Source organism: Methylobacterium gregans (assembly GCF_022179245.1).
GTDB lineage: Bacteria > Pseudomonadota > Alphaproteobacteria > Rhizobiales > Beijerinckiaceae > Methylobacterium > Methylobacterium gregans.
The window spans coordinates 1-21,202 of record NZ_BPQM01000008.1; the positions used below are offsets into that span (position 1 = coordinate 1).

The 21,202-nt window shown below is 64.0% G+C and carries 23 protein-coding genes; 12 read left to right on the forward strand and 11 right to left on the reverse strand.

Annotation, left to right across the window (positions count from 1 at the left end):
• Nucleotides 1-123 precede the first annotated feature (123 nt).
• Nucleotides 124-294 carry a DUF4287 domain-containing protein gene (locus tag MFF54_RS27750; protein WP_370880280.1) on the reverse strand — a complete coding sequence of 57 codons (171 nt, stop codon included), beginning with the start codon at nt 292-294 and terminating at the stop codon, nt 124-126.
• Nucleotides 295-484: 190 nt separating this feature from the next.
• A complete protein-coding gene (locus MFF54_RS27580; RefSeq protein ID WP_283206240.1) occupies nt 485-616 on the reverse strand; it encodes a hypothetical protein in 132 nt (43 codons plus the stop codon).
• 246 nt (nt 617-862) lie between these two features.
• Here MFF54_RS27580 and MFF54_RS01910 point away from each other — a divergent pair, with 246 nt between their 5' ends.
• Together MFF54_RS01910 and ugpB are read left to right on the forward strand one after the other, a co-directional pair.
• Complete coding sequence (locus tag MFF54_RS01910) at nt 863-3,196, forward strand: sensor histidine kinase (RefSeq protein WP_238300845.1); 2,334 nt, start codon at nt 863-865, stop codon at nt 3,194-3,196.
• Nucleotides 3,196-4,536 carry a sn-glycerol-3-phosphate ABC transporter substrate-binding protein UgpB gene (ugpB, locus tag MFF54_RS01915; RefSeq protein WP_238300846.1) on the forward strand — a complete coding sequence of 447 codons (1,341 nt, stop codon included), beginning with the start codon at nt 3,196-3,198 and terminating at the stop codon, nt 4,534-4,536. The genes MFF54_RS01910 and ugpB overlap by 1 nt, the downstream gene beginning before the upstream one ends.
• Before the next feature lie 215 nt (nt 4,537-4,751).
• On the opposite strand, the gene MFF54_RS01920 is transcribed toward ugpB, so the two are convergent.
• Together MFF54_RS01920 and MFF54_RS01925 are read right to left on the reverse strand one after the other, a co-directional pair.
• Nucleotides 4,752-4,952, reverse strand: a complete 201-nt coding sequence (locus tag MFF54_RS01920; protein ID WP_238300847.1) for a hypothetical protein — start codon at nt 4,950-4,952, stop codon at nt 4,752-4,754.
• 167 nt (nt 4,953-5,119) lie between these two features.
• Entirely contained in the window at nt 5,120-6,865 is a 1,746-nt protein-coding gene (locus MFF54_RS01925) for an ATP-binding response regulator (protein ID WP_238300848.1), read from the reverse strand.
• A gap of 297 nt (nt 6,866-7,162) precedes the next feature.
• Here MFF54_RS01925 and MFF54_RS01930 point away from each other — a divergent pair, with 297 nt between their 5' ends.
• Nucleotides 7,163-7,897 carry a response regulator gene (locus MFF54_RS01930; RefSeq protein ID WP_238300849.1) on the forward strand — a complete coding sequence of 245 codons (735 nt, stop codon included), beginning with the start codon at nt 7,163-7,165 and terminating at the stop codon, nt 7,895-7,897.
• Between the two features lie 19 nt (nt 7,898-7,916).
• Here the strand turns inward: MFF54_RS01930 and MFF54_RS01935 are convergent, their stop codons facing one another.
• Nucleotides 7,917-8,177: a hypothetical protein gene (locus MFF54_RS01935; protein ID WP_238300850.1), complete on the reverse strand. Its 261-nt coding sequence runs from the start codon at nt 8,175-8,177 to the stop codon at nt 7,917-7,919.
• A 108-nt stretch (nt 8,178-8,285) separates the two neighbouring features.
• Between MFF54_RS01935 and MFF54_RS01940 the strand changes: the two genes are divergently transcribed.
• Entirely contained in the window at nt 8,286-9,740 is a 1,455-nt protein-coding gene (locus MFF54_RS01940; protein ID WP_370880279.1) for a sensor histidine kinase, read from the forward strand.
• A gap of 530 nt (nt 9,741-10,270) precedes the next feature.
• Here the strand turns inward: MFF54_RS01940 and MFF54_RS01945 are convergent.
• Complete coding sequence (locus tag MFF54_RS01945; protein WP_238300851.1) at nt 10,271-10,753, reverse strand: hypothetical protein; 483 nt, start codon at nt 10,751-10,753, stop codon at nt 10,271-10,273.
• A 360-nt stretch (nt 10,754-11,113) separates the two neighbouring features.
• On the opposite strand from MFF54_RS01945, the gene MFF54_RS01950 reads away from it, so the two are divergent.
• Entirely contained in the window at nt 11,114-12,991 is a 1,878-nt protein-coding gene (locus MFF54_RS01950; RefSeq protein ID WP_238300852.1) for a tetratricopeptide repeat protein, read from the forward strand.
• A gap of 307 nt (nt 12,992-13,298) precedes the next feature.
• On the forward strand, nt 13,299-13,991 hold the full coding sequence (locus tag MFF54_RS01955) for a hypothetical protein (RefSeq protein ID WP_238300854.1): 693 nt from the start codon (nt 13,299-13,301) through the stop codon (nt 13,989-13,991).
• Nucleotides 13,992-14,890: 899 nt separating this feature from the next.
• Here the strand turns inward: MFF54_RS01955 and MFF54_RS01960 are convergent.
• Nucleotides 14,891-15,520 (reverse strand): thermonuclease family protein, encoded by a 630-nt coding sequence (locus tag MFF54_RS01960; RefSeq protein ID WP_238300855.1) that lies wholly within the window; start codon nt 15,518-15,520, stop codon nt 14,891-14,893.
• A gap of 238 nt (nt 15,521-15,758) precedes the next feature.
• Here MFF54_RS01960 and MFF54_RS01965 point away from each other — a divergent pair, with 238 nt between their 5' ends.
• Together MFF54_RS01965 and MFF54_RS01970 are read left to right on the forward strand one after the other, a co-directional pair.
• Nucleotides 15,759-15,941, forward strand: coding sequence for a hypothetical protein (locus MFF54_RS01965; RefSeq protein WP_238300951.1), 183 nt, complete (start codon nt 15,759-15,761; stop codon nt 15,939-15,941).
• Nucleotides 15,938-16,216 (forward strand): hypothetical protein, encoded by a 279-nt coding sequence (locus MFF54_RS01970; protein ID WP_238300857.1) that lies wholly within the window; start codon nt 15,938-15,940, stop codon nt 16,214-16,216. The genes MFF54_RS01965 and MFF54_RS01970 overlap by 4 nt, the downstream gene beginning before the upstream one ends.
• Nucleotides 16,217-16,578: 362 nt before the next feature.
• Here the strand turns inward: MFF54_RS01970 and MFF54_RS01975 are convergent, their stop codons facing one another.
• Nucleotides 16,579-16,998, reverse strand: a complete 420-nt coding sequence (locus MFF54_RS01975) for a hypothetical protein (protein ID WP_238300860.1) — start codon at nt 16,996-16,998, stop codon at nt 16,579-16,581.
• A 163-nt stretch (nt 16,999-17,161) separates the two neighbouring features.
• Between MFF54_RS01975 and MFF54_RS01980 the strand changes: the two genes are divergently transcribed.
• The 4 genes from MFF54_RS01980 (at nt 17,162) to MFF54_RS01995 (ending at nt 19,032) form a co-directional block, all read left to right on the forward strand.
• Nucleotides 17,162-17,398, forward strand: a complete 237-nt coding sequence (locus MFF54_RS01980) for a hypothetical protein (RefSeq protein WP_238300861.1) — start codon at nt 17,162-17,164, stop codon at nt 17,396-17,398.
• A gap of 157 nt (nt 17,399-17,555) precedes the next feature.
• The gene (locus tag MFF54_RS01985; RefSeq protein WP_238300862.1) at nt 17,556-17,858 is read left to right on the forward strand and encodes a hypothetical protein; all 303 of its coding nucleotides are present in this window, start codon (nt 17,556-17,558) and stop codon (nt 17,856-17,858) included.
• A gap of 346 nt (nt 17,859-18,204) precedes the next feature.
• Nucleotides 18,205-18,486 carry a hypothetical protein gene (locus MFF54_RS01990; protein ID WP_238300863.1) on the forward strand — a complete coding sequence of 94 codons (282 nt, stop codon included), beginning with the start codon at nt 18,205-18,207 and terminating at the stop codon, nt 18,484-18,486.
• A 219-nt stretch (nt 18,487-18,705) separates the two neighbouring features.
• Nucleotides 18,706-19,032, forward strand: coding sequence for a hypothetical protein (locus MFF54_RS01995; protein ID WP_306423943.1), 327 nt, complete (start codon nt 18,706-18,708; stop codon nt 19,030-19,032).
• A 36-nt stretch (nt 19,033-19,068) separates the two neighbouring features.
• On the opposite strand, the gene MFF54_RS02000 is transcribed toward MFF54_RS01995, so the two are convergent.
• The 3 genes from MFF54_RS02000 to MFF54_RS02010 all read right to left on the reverse strand — a co-directional run bounded on the left by MFF54_RS02000 (nt 19,069) and on the right by MFF54_RS02010 (nt 21,185).
• Nucleotides 19,069-19,302, reverse strand: coding sequence for a hypothetical protein (locus tag MFF54_RS02000; RefSeq protein WP_238300864.1), 234 nt, complete (start codon nt 19,300-19,302; stop codon nt 19,069-19,071).
• 238 nt (nt 19,303-19,540) lie between these two features.
• Nucleotides 19,541-20,452: an alpha/beta hydrolase family protein gene (locus tag MFF54_RS02005; RefSeq protein ID WP_238300865.1), complete on the reverse strand. Its 912-nt coding sequence runs from the start codon at nt 20,450-20,452 to the stop codon at nt 19,541-19,543.
• 121 nt (nt 20,453-20,573) lie between these two features.
• Entirely contained in the window at nt 20,574-21,185 is a 612-nt protein-coding gene (locus tag MFF54_RS02010; RefSeq protein WP_238300866.1) for a TetR/AcrR family transcriptional regulator, read from the reverse strand.
• Between the last annotated feature and the right edge of the window lie 17 nt (nt 21,186-21,202).

The following is a 21,202-nucleotide window of genomic DNA, read 5'->3' on the forward strand; positions in this document are numbered from 1 at the left end:
TAGTTGGTTCTCCTCCTAGCGACAGGAGAACGCGCCGCGACTAGGAAAGGTGCTGGTTCGAAGCGAACGCATGCGGCCGACAAGCTTGGATCGAATCTCACCGCACGCACTGAAGCTACACATTCACCGCGAAGAGCCACAGCAATGCTTTGTTTGCACCTGCGACCCTTGTCCAGCTAGGCTGTCGTATAGCTGGTCCCGGACGACCTGCTGCCATTCGCCGATGGGGCGGCCGTACCTCTTCTCAATGGACGGGAAGTACGAGGCCGGTCCCTTGATGGGTTCGGTGGACACGGGTGGCCGTCCTGCTCACATGCTGATCGGCGGCAGCTTCGTCGCATCTCGCTCAGGCCAGGGCCTGCACCCAGTTCTGAACCACTTGTGCGACAAGAGGTTGGCAGCCGGCGGGTCGTCTCACCGGCGTGAACTATCCTATGGCTTACTTCGCTTCAGGGCCTCGGGCCGAATAACTCGCCCTTGGCCGTCAGACGAAATGCGCGGGCAGAGCCGCGGCCTCGACATATTGCAGGAGCGCAGTCGCCAGGCTCGCCAGCAGGGCCCAGACCACTATGCGATTAGCCGCATTCATGCCCCAGATTTTTGTCTTGGTTGTCATCTTAGAAGCCCCTCGGTGTCACGGCCCTATTGCGGTCCTGCCGTGAGCGGGGCTTGTGAGCGCGCTTGATGTCGCGATGATTGCTTCGCGTGTTGCGTGCACCGTGCCATCTACCGAGCAAGCGACAGACGCTGCTTGGGGGCGACGCCATCACCGAGCCAAGTCTAGCAGACAGACCGGGTATGGACGGATGCGGCGGGCATGCGATACGCAGTGTTCGTGCTAACATAGTAGAAAGCGTACCTCTTGCCGGACTCCGTTCGCTCGGCTGGCATCGCACAGCGCGTCTTTGTCGTCGGCGCCATCCCAGTCGTCATCGCGATCCTGATCGCCTTTGCCGCATGGGCACTTCTAATCCAAGCGGAGCGAGCGCGGGACGGAACCGTACTTTCGAGCGAGACGTTCCACACTTTCACATCGCTCAACAAGGCTCGCGACGACTATATTGGACGAGTGGTCGTCGATCGCGAAGCCTCGCGCCAACGCTTCGACGGCCTCGTCTCTGCCGCCACGCGCCAGCTGGATCAGCTAGCGCGCGTGGCACGGACCCCTGAACAGGCTGGCCGCATCGAGACGGTCCGGCGCGACCTCGCGGCCCTCTCAAGCCAGATGCGGTCGCTTGTCCGGCTCGACAGCGAGCTCGGGACGTCCACTGAACAGATGGCCCACCGCGCCGAGACGCTTGTCATGCTGACCGATGCCGAGCGGCAACGGCAGCAAGGCGAGAACGGTACGCTGGTCGCCGTGCTCACGAGCAAGGATGCGGCCCTCGAGAAAAACCAAGTTCTGGTCAGCGCTCTGCGCGACCTCCGCGAGGCGATCTCGGCCGTCGAGCTGAACAAGACCCGCATCGGGCGACCGGTCTTTCAGATCGAGTTCGACGAGCTCGACGGCGACATTCGCCAGCTCAACGAGGCCGGCATGCGGCTGCAGGACGTCCTGCGGAAGCAGGCGCGCTTTCCGGAAGCGGCCGAGCTGGCGGTGCTGCTGCAGAGCTACCGCGTCAGGAGCGAGACCTCGGCGGGCCTGACCCGCGTCATCGCGGAGGGCTTCGAGCTCACCCGTGCTACGCAGTCGGGTAACGATCTTATCATCTGGTGCGATCGGCTGATCCGGGTAAATCGAGCGCAGCAGCAGTCGCTGCAATCCGAGGTCGCGAGCCTGATCCGGAACTCCGTCACGTCGAACGAGGCGGAACTTACCGCACAGAGCCTAGCACTGGCCGCTCTGCGCCTCGCGCAGCAATCAACATCCGCGCTCGCGCGCCGCAGCATCGCGGAAGCGTCGTCCGCCGTCCAGGAAGGGGCCGAACTTGCTCGTCGCGCACAGTCGCTCGCGATGCCGTTAAGCATCCGCGGCGGGATGAGTGCGGCGATCGAAGGTTGGCGGGAGCAACTCGCGGCAACCGTCGCGAAGCTAGTCGACCAAAACGCTCTTATCGCCGACATGGATCGGCGCGCGGTGCTGATCAGCGAGAACGCGCGCGCGCTCGCGCAGGCCTTCATCGAGGACGCCGAGCGGTTCGGCGCGTCGATTCGCCGACTGCTCCTCGCTGGGACCGCGGGCGCACTGCTCATCGGCACGGTCGCCGTGGTTGGGGTCGCCCGCTCGATCACCCGGCCGCTGCGCACACTTCAGGAGACCCTGGTGCGGGCGAGGATAGATCGGGCGATCGGGCATGTCGCCCTCGCTACGCGGCGGGACGAGCTCGGCGACATCGCCCGGGCTTCGAACGCTTTTCTGGCCGAGCTGAGGCGCCGCGAGGAGGGCTGGCGCGACGCGGCCCGGCGCGCCGACGAGGCGCTGGCGGAGTTGCGCCGGACCCAGGACGACCTGATCCAGTCGGAAAAGCTCGCCTCGCTCGGGCAGTTGGTGGCGGGCGTGTCCCACGAGATCAGCACGCCGCTCGGGATCGCCTTGACGACCTCGACGCAGATCGAGGCCGACTCGGAGAGCTTCCAGCAACTCGTGGAAGACAACCGACTCTCACGCTCTCGCCTCCTGCACTATGCGGGCCGCATCCACGAGGGATCCCGCCTCCTGACGGCGAACCTGATGCGGGCTTCGAGCCTCCTCCACAGCTTCAAGCAAGTTGCCGCCGACCAGGCCCTAGAGGAACGGCGGGAGATCGATCTCGGCGCCTGGATCGAGGATCTCCTGAAGAGCCTGCGCCCGCTCGCCCGCCCGGGGCGGCACGAGATCCTGGCGATATGTCCACCGGGGACAGTCCTCGACACATATCCGGGAATCCTAGCCCAGGTGCTGACCAACGCGATCAAGAACGCGATCGACCACGGATTGCGGGACCGCCAGGGTGGCCGCGTAACCGTGACAGTGACTCCGTCCCCCGACTGGCTGACCATCGAGATTGCCGACGATGGGGTTGGTATCGAGCCCGAACATCTTGGCCGGGTCTTCGATCCATTTTTCACCACGGCGCGGGCCCGCGGCGGCACGGGACTCGGGCTCCACATTGCCCACAACCTCGTCGTCGGCCGACTTGCCGGAAGCATCGCCCTGCACAGCCATCCCGGGCACGGGACGGCCCTGCGTCTCCAGCTTCCTCGCCGCCTGGGCTGATGTCGATTCGAATATGGAGCCGGACGATCCCGACGATCAGCTTCCTTCTCGGCCTTGTCCTGGCGGTGCTGCCGGGTCTCGCATGCGCCACTACAGAGCTTCAGCTCTGGCACTCACTCGACGGGGCGAACGGCGCGCTGGTGGCGCGCATCGCAGACGACTTCAACGCCTCGCAGGGCGCCTACCGGATCGTCACGATCTACAAGGGGCCCTACGCCGAGACGATCAACGGAGGCATCGCGGCTTATCGGGCAGGTGAGGGCCCACACCTTCTCCAGGTCTTCGAGGTCGGCAACGGCACCATGGCCGCCGCTATCGGTGCTGTGCGGCCCGTCTCGGAGGTCATGCGGGAGGCCGACCGCGCGATCGCCCCGGAGGCCTTCCTGCCGGTGATCGCGACGAACTATCTCGGGCGGGACGGCAGCATGCTTTCCCTGCCGTTCAACATTTCCTCGATGGTGATGTGGATCAACCGCGACCGCTTCCGTGAGGCAGGGCTCGATCCCGACCAGCTGCCCGCGACTTGGCCGCAGGTCTTCGAGGCCGCCCGAGCCCTGCATCGGGCGAACCCCTCCGGCTGCGCGCTCTCGACCGCTTGGCCCACCTGGGCTCACATCGAGCAGCTCTCGGTCTGGCACGATCGGCCGATCGCCACACGCTCGAACGGTCTCGACGGCTTCGACACCGAGCTCGCCTTCAACCGACCATTCCAGGTGCGACACCTTCAGAACATCGTCGACTTGCACCGCGCGGGCGTATTCACCTATGCAGGTCGGACCAATCGGGGAGAGGCGCGCTTCATCGCGGGCGAGTGCGGGATCTTCCTGACATCATCGAGCATGTACGGCTCGATCTCGGTCCGCGGGCGGTTCGATTGGACGATCCGCCCAATGCCCTACTATCCCGACATCGTCGCCGAGCCGCAGAACGCGATCCTGGGCGGCGGTTCGCTCTACGTTATGCAGGGCAAGACGCCTCACGAGTACGCGGGCGTGGCCGCGTTCCTAGACTTCGTGCTAAGCTTCCCACAACAGGCACTGCTCTACCAGAACTCCGGTTACGTCCCTGTCACCCGCGCCGCCTACGAGGATGCGCGCCGCACCGGCTTCTACGCGCAGAACCCGAAGCTCGAAGTGGCGGTCCGGGCGATCATGCGCCGGGAGCCGACGCGCAATTCGGCAGGCCTTCGACTCGGGAACATGCTGCAGATTCGCGACCTCTGGGCCGAGGAGATCGAGGCAGCGCTCGCCGGGGCTAAGTCACCGCAGCAAGCGCTCGACGCCGCCGTGGCTCGGGGCAACGCGGTGCTGCGCCTCTTCCAACGCAGAACCGCGCGCTGAGGGGCGGCTCGGGAGCCTGCCACGATCCTCCGCGGGAGGCCCTGCGACCGCGATATGGGACGCTGGGGGCGCAACGCCGAACCTCTCTTGGAGCGTCGGCGGCGCCCGGCCGGTACCATCGGCGAGGCGTGCACCGGTCCTAAGCACGGCCCGAAGTAGAGCGCGGTCCGCGGAGGCGGCGATGCCGTCCTGTGAAATGTGCATCCCGCCCGCCCTCAACGCGAAATCATGGCCGCGGCGCCACCGTAACGGCCGTCGATGGGGATTGTCCGGACCGCGCGGGCGGGGGCAGCTTCGGTCGACGCGGCGGTGAGCGCCCGCGGCGGGAGCGTGGGCTCCAGAATGATCCCGGTGAGCAGGCCCAGGGCCGTGGTGAGTGCCGCGCTGGCCGACGCCAAACCGAGAATGTGGCCCATGATCCCCTCCGACGATGTTCTCCGGGGACGCAGGGCCCCGCTCTGATCGCGGGGTTTAAGCAGGCCTGTTCACGGCCGTGTTGCGTCGCGCGCGGTCTCGGGAAGGTTCCGGCGGAGAAGTGTTTCGCTGCCGCACGAGCGACGCAACAATGCGCGTCCGGCCCGGCTTATAGCAGTGCGACGGCATCGTAGGGGAACCGGATCGAGAAGGTGCTGCCGCGCCCCGGCCCTTCGCTGGAGGCCTCGGCGCGCCCACGGTGGAGTTCGGCGATGCGCTTGACAATCGACAGGCCGAGGCCGGTCGATCCCTCGTTGCCCGTGGGCTTGGCTGAGAGACGCTGGAAGCGGCCGAACAGGCGCCCCGCATCCTCGGGCGAGAGGCCTGGCCCGTGATCGGTGACCGCGCACACGATCTCGCTCGCATCGCGCCCGACGCGGATTGTGATGGTGCCTCCGACGAAGCTGTACTTGATGGCGTTCGAGACGAGGTTGTCGACGGCTTCCCGGAGGCGCTCGGCATCGCCGCACATATAGGCCTCCTCGGGTAGGTCCAGCTGGAGGAGCTGGCTCTTGGACTCTGCGAGCGGCCGGTTCGCCTCGCAGACCTCCCGGGCGAGCGCGGCGAGGTCGACCGGCTCGCGCCTCAGGGTGATGTCTAGCGCATCGGTCATTGCGTCCGCCATCAGGGTGTCGATCATGCCGAGGAGGCGGGTCGCCGAAGTGCGGATGTAGGTGACCTGGGTGGCGAGCTGATCCTTCGGCGCGCGGTCCAGGGCGATCAGGTCTGTCAGCATCTCGGAGCGCCCGAGAATGACCGAGAGCGGGTTTTTGAGATCGTGCGCCACGGTGCCGAGGATCTCGGTCTTGAGGCTGTTGGCGCGACGGAGGTCTGAGCGCTGCGCGGCCAAGCGCCGGTTGGCCCGGATCAGCTCGGCGGTGCGTTCCACCACCCGTTGCTCCAGCGTGACGTTCGCCCGCTGCAATTGTTCGTAGAGGATGACGTTATCGAAGGCGATCGAGAGGCGGCTGGTCAGCAACGCGATGAGCGCCCGGTCGGTGTCCGAGAGCGGGCGATCGGTGTCGATCAGCGCGACGATTTCGCTGCCGCTCGCGGTCTGCAAGTAGAGCGTCGACCAATGGTCGCCAAAATTATTGCGCCGTTCTTCGAAGGCGATCTCGACAATCGGTTGGATGTGCGGGTCGAGCGGCCAAGGAGGGTTCCTTTCGACGTAGTCGCTGTACAGGCCGGAGCCGGCGAGCACCGAGAAGCGCTGCGCGGAGGCGTCGCTCTCGCGAAGCACGAGGATCCCCGCGCAGGCCACGTTAAGCAGGGAGGCCACTTGTGTGAGCACGCCCTCGGACAGCCGCTGCAGCGATTTGTGGTCGAGCAGCGTCGGGGCGGCATCGATGATGATCTCCAGGCCGCGACGGGTGTCGTCGAGGCGCTTGAGATGCTGGTAGGCCCGCAGGGCCGCGGTCAGGCTAGTGAAGAGCTTGTCGGCGGTGAGCTCGGTCTTCGCCCTGTAGTCGTTGATGTCGTAGTCGACGATCACCCGTCGCTCGGGGGCCTGACCGGGCTGCCCGGTGCGCAGGATGATGCGCGCTGTCTCGTTCCCGAGGTCCCGGCGGATGTACTCGACGAGGTGGAGGCCGGCATCGTCCGTCTCCATCACCACGTCGAGCAGGACGACGGCGATGTCGCGCCGCTCGGATAGGAGCGTGCGCGCCTTGGCGGCGGAGTGGGCCGACAGGATCTCGAGGCCGCGTCCATCGAGGGCGTATCCGCCGAGCGCGTAACGGGTGCCATCGTGCACGGCCGGATCGTCGTCGATCACCGCGATCGTCCAGGGCCGGGCGTGGGGGACCGCCTCGTCCGCCTCGTCCGGGATCAGGTGTAGGATATCGTCATCCATGGATTGCGCACGCCCGCACACGGCAACCATCCTGACCGGCCCGGATGGAACGATCGGGGATGGTGGCGAAAGATAGACTCCGTGCCGCCCGTGTCAGCAACAGAATTCCATTTTCAGCAAGGGCCCGTCCTTATGCGAGCAGACCAGTGGGGCAACAAGCAAATCCGCTTGGGACAATGTGGTCGAGCTCTGACCCTGCAGCTTGGCTTGGCCTGGCCATGCTGTATACCTGATCCAGCTGATCAGTCCGTCGCGCAGTCGCGCGACGACGATTGGCGCCGGGTGCCGACGGGATCGATGAGTACAGGCGCAGCCCATATCTTTGTCGTCGATGACGAGGCTGACGCTCGCGCGATGGTCGGCGATTATCTCAAGATGCACGGATTCGAAGTTACTCTCTGCGACGGCGGGCGTTCCCTGCGGACCGCGATCGCGCAGCGCACGCCGGATCTCGTGGTGCTCGACCTGAACATGCCCGACGAGGACGGACTCTCGATCGTGCGCGACCTGAAGGCGCGATCGGTGATCCCGATCATCATGCTCACTGCCACGGCGAGCGCCATCGACCGCGTGGTTGGGCTGGAGCTGGGCGCCGACGACTATCTGCCGAAGCCGTGCGAGCTGCGCGAACTCGTCGCCCGCGTGCGCTCGGTTCTGCGGCGGGTGCAGGGAGCGGCGGCTAGCGTTCCCGCTGAAACAGCGCCGGCCCCGGAAGTGGGGCGGCTGGTCCGCTTCGGCACAAAGTGGCTCGAACTGGACTCCCTGCGTTTGCGCGACGAGCGCGGCGAAGAGCAGGCCCTCACGCGGTCGGAATTCGATCTGCTGAAAGCCTTCGCCGACCACCCGAAGCGGGCCTTGTCCCGGGAGCGTCTGCTCGACCTTGCAGATGCGCGCGACCCCGACGCATTCGACCGCGCGATCGACGTGCGGATCAACCGGATCCGCAAGAAGATCGAGCCGGATCCGGCCAATCCCAGATTCATCTGCACCGTGCGGGGCTTGGGCTACGTCTTCCGCCCGGACGGCGATTAGCGTCCCGAGCAGCGCAAGTTCAATCACTGATCAGCACGGTCAGGGGCAGGATCGTCGCGCTGACGAAGTTGCAGAGGATGAGGGTGGCGAGGACGTTCATGGCTACTGCCCTCAACATGCCGGGACGCGGATGAGTACGACCGGGGCCGCGCTCGCGGGCGAGAGCGAGGGCGCGTAGGCCATAGCGAGCATGCTGCTGCCAACGATAATCAGTCTGGTGATGATCTGAAGCATTGTCGTTCCCCGCGCGGCCTTCGCTGGCCGTACTGTCGGCAGCCATGTAGGAGCGGCGCGTTGCAGCCGTGTTGCGCGGGTTGTTGCGTCAGAGGTGCGATCGGCGCGGCAGGCGCGCTTCCGTTCGGACAATGTATCGGGACCTCGTCTTGGCATGAGCCCTAACAATCTTCAGCCCAGATGGGGAGACTGGATTCCCAGGCTGCTGCTCAAGCTCGGCCTCCGTTTCGAAGACTCCCGCGAGGAGAGGCAATTCGTCCAGCAATTCACCCTCGACGACCTGGGCCGCACCCGGGCCGCGATGGTGCTCGGCGCTTTCGTGTACTGTTCCTTTTCGGCTATGGACTGGATCCTCAGCCCGGATGCCTGGGCCGTGGCCACCGCGATCCGGCTCGGCGTCGCGCTTCTGGTTCTACTGCCGGCAACCCTCCTGCTCGCCCGGCCCGACATGCAGCCTTGGGCAGAGCAGATTTACCTCGTGTACTGTGTCGTTCCGGGCTGCATGCTCAGCGTGATCTACGTCTTCCTCCGGCCGAGCTTCGATCACGGCGCCGCGGGCATGATCGTGGTCATCCTGTTCGTGTCGACGCTGCTCCCCCTGCGGGTGTCCTCGTTCGGTGTCTTCGCCGTCCTGACATGGACCTGCTTTGCCCTCTTCGAGACGGTGGCGACGCACGACAACCCCAGCTTGGCCCTGGTCAACAACGCCGAGATCGGCGCGGCCTACGCGCTCTCGCTCTACGGTGTCGGCGCCCGTGAATTCCGCGCGCGACGCCAATTCCGGACGAGACAGGAGCTGCAGGTCGAAAAGGAGCGCTCTGAGGCGACGCTCACCGAGCTGCGCGCGGCACAAGCCCATCTGATCCAGGCGGAGAAGCTCGGCGCGCTCGGGCAGCTGGTGGCGGGCGTCGCCCACGAGATCAACACGCCAATCGGCCTGGCGCTCACGACCTCGACTGCCTTCGACCACAATCTCGCGGACTTGCGCCGAACGGTCAATTCGGGACAGGTCCGCCGCTCGGACCTGATCCAGGGCATCGAGCGGCTGAGCGAAGGATCGGCCCTTGTCTTCTCGAACCTCATGCGCGCCGCCGACCTGATCCAGAACTTCAAGCAGGTCGCGACCGACCAGGCGGCGGGGGACCTGCGCAACTTCGAAGTCCAGGATTGGCTCGTCGAGTTGGTCAGTACCCTCGGTCCACTCCTGCGCCGCAAGGGCCACCAGGTCAGGTTCACCTGCGCCGACGGGATCGTCCTCAATTCCTATCCAGGAGCCCTCGCGCAGGTCGTCAGCAATCTCGCGCTGAACGCCGTGATCCATGCCTTTCCCGACGGTCACGCAGGCAAAATCACGATTGATGTGGCCCGCCTTGGCGACGCGCAGATCCGGTTCGTCTTCCGCGACGATGGCAAGGGCATTCCAATGGAAAACCTGCCGCGGATCTTCGATCCGTTCTTCACCACGCGGCGTGATAAGGGCAGCACGGGCCTTGGTCTGCACATCGTCTACAATCTTGTCACCTCAACGCTCCATGGACGGATTGAGTTGGAAAGCGAAGAAAACATTGGAACAAAGATTACGATTGACATTCCGAGGGCAATAAGATAAAATTATGACCGTACATTCCTATCAACAGAAAAATTTGCATCGAGCACGAAGTTCGATCGCAAATTATTTGAAGCGCATCTCGATACAGATTAAGAATTTCAAACCCTCCCTCGGATATAATACTTAGGCAGAGTTCGTATTCCTCTTGCCCGCTCCTACGAGGAGAACCGCTCACCTAGACCGACGGGCTGCGCACCAGCGTCGGCTTTAGCGTCGACTTCCACCCGGTCGAGCTTACGGTCGTGTGGCTGACCCTCGCGGGTCGGTTATAAGAGCGGGGATCGGCCTTCTCGGCTTGCCAAGAAGGTCTGCTCATGGCCGAAAAGCGTACCTGATGCAGCCCAAGGATAGAGGTCGGCTTTTGGCGCGTAGCCGACAAGTCGCCATACGAACTCCTGACCCCAAGTGGACCCTCGCGGGACTTCCGCTGAAAGTCCGGAGGAGGTCGCAAGCATCCCCTCACGCTTAGGAGAGTCCGTTCGCTAGAGAGCGCAGTATGGAAGGCTACAGCGAAGTTGCTACGTGCCCAATCAGCCGTAGAGCCCTTCGGCACGCAGACGCGCGAGCAGACGGATGGCCTGCCCTTGAGCTGCGGCGTCCGGCTTCTGCGGCTCGAAGCCATGCTCGAACATCGGTAGCAGCGTGTGCACCGCCCGATCCATGGCCGAGCCCTGCCACAGGATCAGCACCTCCCGGTCGACTAGGTCCTTCAGGAAGTACCAGAGCGTCAAGACGAGGCTGAGCGAGAACCGATCCGCCCACTCAGCTATCACATCCTTTCCGATGCGATCGAGCCGGCGCAGGAGCGCCTGCTGCTTGCGCGGAGCCAGATCGGTGAACGGCTCCATGCACGCGATGCGCAAGTCCTCACACAGCGCAGCGATGTCGGCCTCGGCTCGCTCGGCTAGAGCCGGATCGGACGGCGCGAACACACCCGGCAGCTTGCTGAGCGCGAACAGCAGGTAGGCGGGCAGCGCGAGTTCGATGCGTTGGCGGTCGGTCAGGACGGACATCGTGCAGCCCCTGAAGGACCTGACCGTCGGAGGCAACGCCGATTGTGCGCTTTGATGGTTTAGCCTTCGGCTACGAAGAGGTCGAGCTGCCCGGCGAAGCGGCATGAGCGCCCCTTCGGCTTGGCCGACGGGGAAGAGGGCGGCGCAGGCAAGGGTACACTTGACATCAAAAAGACACGGGCGGACATCCTGAGGGAGTGGCCCCTCTACCTTCGTGTCCTCTGATCGGCGCGAAGGCCGATGGTCGGCAACGGCCAGACCTACGCTGCAGAAATTCTGTGCTTCAGCCGAGGCGCAGGCATGTCAGCATCAGGCGAAGGATCGAAACCAGGCGAAGGTCGGTGAACTCTGGAGGTTCCGATGATCGACGTCGTCCAACGGTCTTCGTGGCCCATCGGCCGCGCTCTCATCACGACCACCGTGATCAGCGTATTATTGGTGGAAAGCGAAGGCATCGCTTGCCCGCTCGGAAGTCACGACAGCCCGCGCGTGCGGCTTCTCCACACCTTGCTCCAGCCGAGGCCTTCGGGCGCTTCAGTCAGAATTGTGACCGCGCAGGCCCAGAACCACGGTCATCCCCGCCCAGCCGCCCGTAACGAACTCGGGACCTATAGCCACGACCTGCCGAAAGGAGCGGCCGCGCCGACCTCTTCCGAGCCGCCGCCGCTCTATGACAACCTTGGTCGGCACACTTGGCCAGAGGCCCGCCCGGCACACGCCGAGGCGGCTGCCTATTTCGATCAGGCCTATCGATTTGCCTGGGCGTTCAATCACGCCGAGGCTGCTCGGGCGTTCCGGGCTGCACAGACGCTCGATCCGAGCTGCGCCATGTGCTTCTGGGGCGAGGCCTGGGTGCTTGGCCCGCACATCAACTTCCCGATCGAGGCCGACGCGAATGCGCGAGCACTAGTTGCCCTCAATGAAGCGAAGCGCTTGGCCCCATCCTCGGGACCGATTAGCGCGGCGCTCATCGCTGCGCTCGCGAAGCGCTACTCACCCGATGAGAATGTCGACCGCAGGTCACTCGACCACGCCTATGCCGACGAGCTGAAGGGCGTGCAGGCCCGCTTCCCCGAGAGCCCGGAAGTGGCGCTGCTCACGGCAGACGCTCTGATGAACCTGAGTCCGTGGGATTACTGGACGGACAATGGCCAGACCCCCAAAGGCGAAGCAGGGCGGATGATCGAACTGATCGAAGGCGTGCTTGGTGAGCGCCAGGTAGGAGCCCTCGCTCCATCACCCGATCACCCCGGGGCCGTTCACCTCTACATCCACGCAGTCGAGGCGTCCCATCGACCCGAACGAGCCATTCCACATGCCCAGCGGTTGGCCGGCCTAATGCCGGGCGCCGGACACATCGTGCATATGCCGAGCCACATCTGGTATCGCGTCGGACGCTGGCGCGAGAGCCTCGACGCGAACCTACAGGCCGCCGCCGTTGACGAGGCGCTGATCCGGCGAGGCGGCGCGAGCCTCCTCTATTCGGAGGCCTACTACGCCCACAACGTCCACTTCCTTCTCGCGTCGGCCATGATGGGCGGAGATGGGCAGACCGCGCTCGCCGCGGCCGAAAAGCTCGCCGGGATGGTGTCGGATCGAGCTCAGCGTGAGGTCCCGTGGTCGCAGCCGATCGCCGCTGCGCCTTACAGCGCTCATGCGCGGTTCTCGTCCCCAGACACCATTTTGGCTTTGCCTGCCCCCGCCACGAACTTCCCGCTCGTTCGCGCGACTTGGCACTACGCCCGCGGCATTGCCCTCGCGCGGCTCGGACAGGCTGACCAAGCACAGTCGGAAGCCGCGGAGATCCGTAAGCTGGCTCAGCGGTCGGAGATCGCCGCCCTTGTGTCTGTGGGCGTCCCGGCACCGGACGTTCTTGCCATCGCCGCGAAGCTCGTAGAGGCCAGGGTAGCCCAGAGCACCCGCGATCATGCCCGCTCGACTGCCCTCTTCAAGGAGGCTGCGGCGATCCAGGAGTTGCTGCCCTATATGGAGCCACCTTTTTGGTACTACCCCGTTCACCAATCGCTTGGTGCAGCGCTGTTGGCGCAAGGACGGTTGGACGAGGCAGAGGCTGCGCTTCGCACGGCGCTCGGACATTCGCCAAACAACGGTTGGGCGGCCGTAGGCCTGCTGAGGGTGGCCGAGGCGCGAGGCGATAAAGCCGCCGCAAGCGAGGCGGAACGGCTGATCAGAAGCAACTGGTTCGGGGGGGATGTACCGGCGCTTGAGCAGCTCTGAGATGCCGCGCAGATTTGCATTAACCGAACACTTGCATAGGTCCTGGTGGCACCTTGCGGGGTCAGGTTCCATCTCGCGACAATAACGGAGGCCGGGGCTGAGGCCGATCGTAGGCCCAGAGCTTGTGAAGGCTGGCCATCGCTCTTGTCGACGCGCATCATCCCGTTCGTCGGAGACGGCTATGCGCACAATCCTGATCACTCTGATCGGAGCATTCCTAAGTGCCGGAGCGGCGCGAGCTGTTGATTGTTCGGAGCCGAGAAACACGACGGTCTGTGCATCAAATCGGCGGGGCGGGGAGCGAATGATGCGCACGCATATGAGCACTGAGGAACGCCTCTACGTCTGGCTAAAGGCCGACACAGAGGCACTACAGCGGCTCTTGCCAGACGGATGGGTCCCTCAGCCCGCCACGGGCTTCTTGCAGGACGCGAACCTCGTCATTGTGCTGATTGAGGGGATTGCGGCCAGCGACACAAACGGACAGCCACTTCCGGCACGTGACCGCTTTGCTGTTGTGGCCGTCCCAGCCAAAAACGAGCAAGAGGGTCTGACAGCCTTTGTCATCATCGACGGATTAGCAGCCCCACCGGCCAGCGCCCCAGGAGCTTATGGCGTCTACAAGCCAGCTCGTGCTGCAGTCGAGCGCAGGTCCAGCAACCAGGGTGATGTGCCAGCTTCCGTGGAGGAGCGCTGGAATATAGCGTCCGACGCCGGCGACCATATCCAAGTGCAGATCGCCTACGAGCGCGGGGTCGGGGTCCGAAAGCACATCGAGCCGCGCGTTTACTCGGCGCTGAAACCCACCTTCTACCGCATCTACAAGGTCGATCAGGTCGACGACCTCGTCCACACGACGCATCCCAACGGACCAAAGGCGAGAGCGCTCGAGTTTTCGGTTGTGGGAGGTCGGCTATCGGAACTTCAGGTCAGCGGCGAGAGGATTGTTGGGATCGTGTCCGTGCCGAGCTACTATCGCGAGATCTTCCTTCCGGAGTGAGAAGTTAGGATTGGATCATGCCGGAAGGAAACTGCAGCCCGGCTCGTGCGGCAAGAGCAGCGGTGCCTCCAAGCCACTTTCCATTGGGCCATAACTGCGCAGGGCGGCCCTGCACAGAGTGCAGGCCCCAGCTGGCACCGCGTTCGGCTAGGAACCCAGCCGACACGTGCACGACGTAGTCCAGAGGTATCCGCGTCTAGTTCATGAGCGGACCGTTAGATGCGCAAGTTCGGCAGGCGGCTCTTGGCACATAGCCATACAAGCGGCATGCGAACTCATGATGGAACCGTGGCCGTATCGTCAGCCCCAAACCGCCCCTGAAGCCGAAGCACATCTGGGCCCTGTGCACGCGCCCCCAGGGTGCCGAACGACCCCTTCCCGACCATCCTTCCTACCCGTTCGGATGTCCGCTTTGAGGCCAAAAGCGGACCTGGAAGAAGCGGCCGTGATATCAGCATGTCATGGCGAATCATGTTTGCGCACGTCGCACTGGTCTCCCTCGGGCGTGTGCAAGCCGAGAAACCGGTTATGCCGCCTGTGCGCTCGGCCATGAGCACTGCGTGGGCAGCCGGGCGGGCCAAGCCCTTACAAACTCGTCGTGCGTCGGCCTCGGCCTGGTAGCCGAGATCGGTGTCCGGCCTCCTTTGCCGCGCTCGGGTCGGGTGCCGCGTCCTCAGAATAGGCCGCCAAACCCATGTCCACGTGCCTCTGCGGCTGAATGCTGGCCGCCAGGGCCACAGCCGCCGCGCCTACCGCCATCCACGACCGCATGGCTCATCTCCGTTGCAGGAGTGGAGCCTGCGCTCCGATCTCGTTAAGCGGGTTCGAAGCCACCCCTCTGCGTTGAGCTGAAACTGCGATCTCCACAGTCTAGATCGTGGCTGGCCGAGACACCCGGACTAACGCTTCCCCCTCACGGATGCAGGTATTGCAGCCGTGGTCACGGGATCGACAGGATCCGCATCGACGACGTGGCTTTTTGCGGAGTACGCCTGCCGCTCCTGCGTGGTCGGATCTTCAAAGACGCCCGCCCACAGGCCTCTGCGCTTCGCCCAGGCCTGCTTCTGGTTTGGAACGTAGTCGGTTGAGGCATGGCGATCGGCCACGGCATAGCCGTGAGACACCAGCCAAGCGGCAAGATCCTCGCCATCCTTGCGGCATGTGGCGAGCGCGCGTCCGTGCGGATCGGCTTGGCCGACGACACAGGCAAGGCTTGTGTCGCCTATCCGGGCCGCGAGCGCCTCAGCCGCGATCTTCCCGCAGAGGTATCTCTGCCCTCCTGCTGTCTCGCAGGTCTGCGTTGACCGCGGCGCCACAACACCGCGCAGCCCTATGACTTTGCCTCGCACTACGAGGGTGTCGCCATCGAGAACCGTAGCTCGGCCGCGAAATGCGTCGTCGGCCGAGGCCGCTTGCGCTGCCACCGCCAAGACAATAGCTGTGACGTACCAGGTGTGTGCCATTGCCCGCCAGACCGCGAGTGCGCCCCACCCAAGTGCACCTAAAGCATAGTGGAACAGGCTTGTCATGCTGCAAATAAACTATGCGCGCACAAAGCTCATGCGCGCGCCACGATGAATACATTATAACAAGTCCAGCGTCGCCGAATGTGCTTTATCGCACGACCTGACCTGACCGGCATTTCGGGCCGGGCCAGCTGCGAGACTACTGCATGATCGCTGCCATGGGTAGCCGGAATGCCAGATCCGAGTAGCTGAGGGGAGCGGTCGGTCGGTAGCTCAGCGATGAGGGCGGTCGGACGCGGTTTTGCTGCGCGGCATGCAGTGCGCCGGCCGGGAGTGGTCGTTCGCCTCGATCGACAGCACCAACATCGCGCAGAACCACAGCCGCCCGCAGAACACACCGCGCGGCATGGCCGACCACTGGGAAGCCATGCAGACGCCCGGTGCTTGGGAGCAGCTGCCTGCTCAGATGGAGCTCGTCGCGTGAGCCAACGCTTCATCCTTTGGATCGTCTATGACCTGGTATTGCTGAACCAGCACGCTGCCATACGCGATGGCATGGCCGATAAGCGGGCGCATGTTCGCGCCGGTTCCATTCCAAGAAACACCGACGCCCGGATCGCCATCCTCGCGATCCGACATCACGATGTTCACTCCCTCGCCACGCTCGCCGTTTGGCAGTTCGCGCAAACGCGCGAGGAGCATCTCCTCAAGTTCGCCCAGCGTTTTTTCTTCCGCGACATGACCATCCTCCGGTCATGAGCCCGCGAGAGTACGCCTGCCCAGTTCGGTCAACCACCGCCGTACCCTCACCAGGTTGCGATATAGACAATCTGAGGTAGCGAGATACGTAGAAATTTGCGCCGTATTGTGTGAATGTTGACTGATCAAAGTTTTCCAGATGTCGAAAATTTGCCAAATGATTTTGGATCGCGACAGTCGCTCCAAGGCCTCCGTGTGAGCGCGCAGGCTATCGACCGAGAAGAGCGAGAACCAGATCGCGGCATCGGCCTCGCCGAGATTGACCGGCAGCTCGACCGCGAGCAGAGCGCGGAATACCTGTAGGTATTGGTCAAGAGTGGGACTGCGTGAGCGATCCCTACAGCAGCTTTGAGCGGCCCAGATCATAAAAAGCCCCCGGCTTTGCCGGAGTGCGATGCAGTGGGCCAGATCAGCCCAAAATCCTCATGAAAGTCGATGCTTGTTGGACACGGTTCCTTCGGGCGTTTCGTCCATACTGCTCCGTCAAACTGTTTTCCCGGGGCGCAAGAATGCTTGATCGTTGAAGCGGACCGCGTGCCTACGTGAACCAAAGCGGCGTCATCACCGTTAACGAGCACACGACGCTGCCGTGTGTCGTGTACGTCCTTTCGGAAGTCGGAGTTAGGCTCCTCTTCCTGGATACGGCGGAGGTGCCGGACACCTTCGGGTTGAATGCGCCCTGCTTCGGCTCTGGCGTTTGTGAGGTAGTTTGGCGGAGCGACGAGATGATTGGAGCTCGCCAGCAGCGGTTCGCAGCCTAACGCCAACAGCACCGCGCTCATGCCGCCTCCGCGATCTCGATTGCGTCGGCGGAATAAAGGGCTGCGAAGGCACGGAGGGATGCTCCAGGCCCTCTCGGACGTCTATTATTTGCGATCTCGCGTCCCACTTGGACGCAGGGCAGATAGCAAGACGCCGGCTTCGAGGCGCACGACGATACCTCTGATGTCGCGCGACACGCTCATCCCGCTTCTCCTTGCAGCCGGCTTTACCCTTGGGTGCATCGGCATCCACAGCGCACGCCGGTATACGGACACTGTCACGCTTGTTCTTGTCCTGCTGCTCGGGTTTGTCGCGTCGCTGCATGTTGGGCGCCACGCCCATGTCAGCGGTCATCGCACTGCCGAGCATGCAGGGCCCAACCACAACTGGATTGCCGAGCTGACGTACTACCCGCCCTGAGCTGTTCGGCAGGGGCGGCTTCCCTGCCTCGAGATCCGCGCGCAGGATCTGCTGAGTGTCTCGAGGTGACAATACTTTTTATCCAGCAGTCTTGATGCCCTCGTCTTGAAATCTCTTATCCGCCACTCGTAGGCCTTCTCGATAATCAGCGAGCCAAATGACTGAGCATCACCCCCTGGGAGAGAAACGCATGACATGCTGCGAAGCTGCTCTCATTAAGTCGTACCACGCCCTCAAGCGTGCCCATCGCAAGCTTATCGATGTGTACGACATGGCGGACGCAGCTGGATTTGAAGATATTTCTAGATATCCGCTTTACTTTATCGCAGCGGGCGTCGAACACGTAGAGCGGCTGCACGGCTGCAGGGCACCGTTCAGGCAGCAGCTTGCAGCAGTCTCGCGCCTGGAAAACGCGATCGATGTTGCCACGAACGAGTGTGCCGCTGACATCAACCTCTGACCTGCTGTTCTCGCCCATGGCTCGGCGACACCGCGAGGAGGATAAAAGCGTAGGAAACCTGCATTATGCTGATGTTAAATTTCATTAATGCATTTCAGCTAGAGGTATATATGCTTATCTTCAGACTATGATCACTCAAAATGAGGAGCCAGCAAACAAATGGACCTGCCCTCCCTTGTGGCTTGCCATTCGAGCCTACCAGGTCCTATTTGTGTATTACTGCCGCTCAAACTTACACCTCAATGAGCAGCTTAATGCGTCTATGGCGAATGGACAGCCTATATCGGATGAGTTGCTCGAAGGCCTCAGCGGTGCCTTTATGAGTACGAACGAGAGATTAGCCGAGATGGAAACAGTCAGCAGCGAGGCTGACGCGCTTACCAAGGTCGCACACGATCTGGCCGAGAAGGTTGCAAGCAGTCAGAGTGGTCTGCACAGCTGCGGCTCCTCTCTCGCGCACTGGGCAGGGCGCATGAACGCTGACGCGACGCCTGAGAGCCTGATCCAGGCTGTGGCTGCCTTGGCTGCTGAAACTGCCCGCGCCAGCGAACGAAACCGTGAGCTCGAACGCGAACTCTCGGCGAAGCGGACAGGCCGAAATCGGGTGTGCATCGCCAGTACCTGCTGAGCGGTTACGCTCCCTTGCTCAGCGGAACAGGGGCAGATCCGCGTCTAGGGCTCCTCTCGATTTTGCGCGCAGGCGCACCCTCAGAGGATCAACCGACGCGCTACGGCGCTGTCGGCACGGTTCGAAGAGTAGGCTTGATGCAACCGATTATCCAGACTCACTAGCGTGGGCTCAAGCTTGGCGGTACGAGAATGCTGGGCAGGCATCCAGGATGGCGGCATGCCGATCCGGCGCGAGCACCGCTTCTTCTACCCGATCAACTGGCCGCAGCTCTCGGCCGCGATCCGCTTCCGACGCGTGGGCGGGCGCTGCGAGGTCTGCCGGCGCCCGCACGGGCAAGCCGTCTGGCATATCGCAGACGGGCGCTGGTGGGACGCTGAGGCAGCTTCCTGGCGCGATGGCGTGGGGCAGATCGTCTGCCTGCCTTTTGGCGCCGAAGACGTCCTCGGAGTGGTGAGGACCACGCGGGTGGTGCAGGTGACTCCTCACCGGTGTATGCCAAGCGTGGGGGAAATGCTCGTGGGTGTCAGGCGGCTTCCTGACTGAGGCGACGAACGCCCAACCGATCGGCTGCCTGAGCGATTACTCGGGGCTGAAGGCGGTCGGTACCGTCCCGAAGTCGGCGGGGTCCCCGAGAACGCGTCGGGCGGACATAATCTTCTGCAATGCCTGCCGGCTCGCACCGCCCAGGCGAGCTTCCTCCTCCATGCGGCGCAGGCGCTCGACCATGAGCGCGACGGCCGCGTCAGACCCTGCGGGTTCTTGGGCCAGGGTACGCACCAGCCACGTTGTATCGTCGTCGATGTCCGTGCCCATTCACTGCGCCATTCACGGTGCCGCTTGCCGGCTGAGCGGCAGGTAAGCGCTCACCTTGGCAGATGCCATCGGGCGCTGCCGCTCGCTGGTGCGGCCAGATGCCCGGCACGGTCGAGGAACCAACCGGGGCGATGGGCGCCCGCCTGCGCGCTCAGGCGGCTACGCTCAAGGTGTCTCGAAACGAGGTGAACCGGATTAGCGAGGGCGGGAGGTTCCTCGGTCGCAGCGGGCATGCCGTCTATGGGGCCGCAAGAGCCTCCTCAATGAAATGACCGACCTCCTGCCAGGCCGGGGCGGACGGTGTGACCAAGTCGAAGTGGCCGGCATCCGGGACGTTGACCAACCTTGGCTCGATCGCGGACCTGCCCCGCAGGGCTCGGGCATAGTCGTAGGCGACCCAGGGCGGCACCAGCCGGTCCAGCACGCCGCTGACCATGACGATCGACCCGGCTGACGGCTTGAGGGCTGCTGGAGAGACCTCCGCGAGCTTGTCCGCAGGCGCGAGCCGTTCCGCGATGCCGGGTCCGCACAGCACCGGGACGAACCGGGCGAACGTTGCGATGTCGCCTACGCCGCCCAGGCTGATGACGGCGCGTGGCACGAACCGAGGTGCCCCGTACATGGGGCTCTCGGTCGGAAGCGAGCCGCGCGAGGCCGCCCACAGCGCGAGATGGCCGCCCGCCGAGTGTCCGGCGAGCACCACCCGCGAGAGATCCAGCCGGTGGGTGGGCGCCTCCTCTGCGAGCCGGTCGAGCGCGGAGGCTACGTCCTGGTAGGTGCTGGGATAGCCACCGCCGGCCTCATTGGCGCGGCGGTATCCGATGCTCCACACGGCGATGCCGCGCCGCGTCAGCTCCGGCCCCAGATGGCGCATCTGCTCGCGACCGGCGGTGGTCGCACTCCAGCAGCCGCCGTGGATGAGGACCGCGACCGGATGCGGGCCGGAACCGTCCGGCAGGAACACGTCCACGCCTTGAGCGGGAGCCTCGCCGTACGCGACCTGCAGGGCGGGCTCCGGCCGCGCCAAGTCGCGGAAAGTGGAGAGCTCCACCGGGTCTGCCGAGGCCGGCTGGGCAGCCAGGACCATTGCCAACACGAGGACGAGGCATCGCTTCATGCCAGCCTCCCGCCGACCGTCGTTGGCCGGCATCGACAGATCGCGTTCTCGCTTCACCGTAACAGATTGACGCTCAGAGCTCTCCAGGCCGGTGCCCCGGGAACACTTACGACGCAAACGGATCCCGGCGGGTCCATCCGCATGGGGTCCTAAGCTATCGAGAAGGCTTTCCGAACTCGGATGCAAGCCCGTCGAACGCAGCGTGCAGGAAGGAATCCACCGGCCGATCTCCACCCGCCTGTATCCACGCCTCAATTGCCAGACGCATGGCGCCGAGCGAGGCCATCGCGACGAGTCGTAGGGTCGCGCCACGGTCAGGATCCGGCCATCGCTCCATAAGCGTCGCATACAAAGCCTGCTCATGCAGGCCATAGGTCGCCTGCTTACGCGCCTTGAGAGTTTCGCTGGACCTCAGAACTCGGTCGATGCTGATGAATTCCTGGGTCCGAAAGCCAACGGATAGCATCAGCATGGCATCGCGGACCACTTCCACCGGTACCTTTCCGGCAGGCTGTGCTAGGACAGCCTTGCGAAGGGATGCGCTGAACCCCCGCAACTGCCAATCCAGAAGGATCTCCTCCTTCGACTTGAAGTAGTGGAAGAAAGTCCGACGTGAAATTCCGGCGCCCTCGGCGATGGCGTCGAGGGTCGTCGCCTCATAGCCGTTCCGGCTGAAGAGCCTCAGGCCAGTTTCCGCGATCCGCTCCAGCGTTTCCTGGCGCTTACGCGCACGCAGGCCACTCGGCTTCGATGACACGATGTCCATGCCCGCGTTCTGGCATG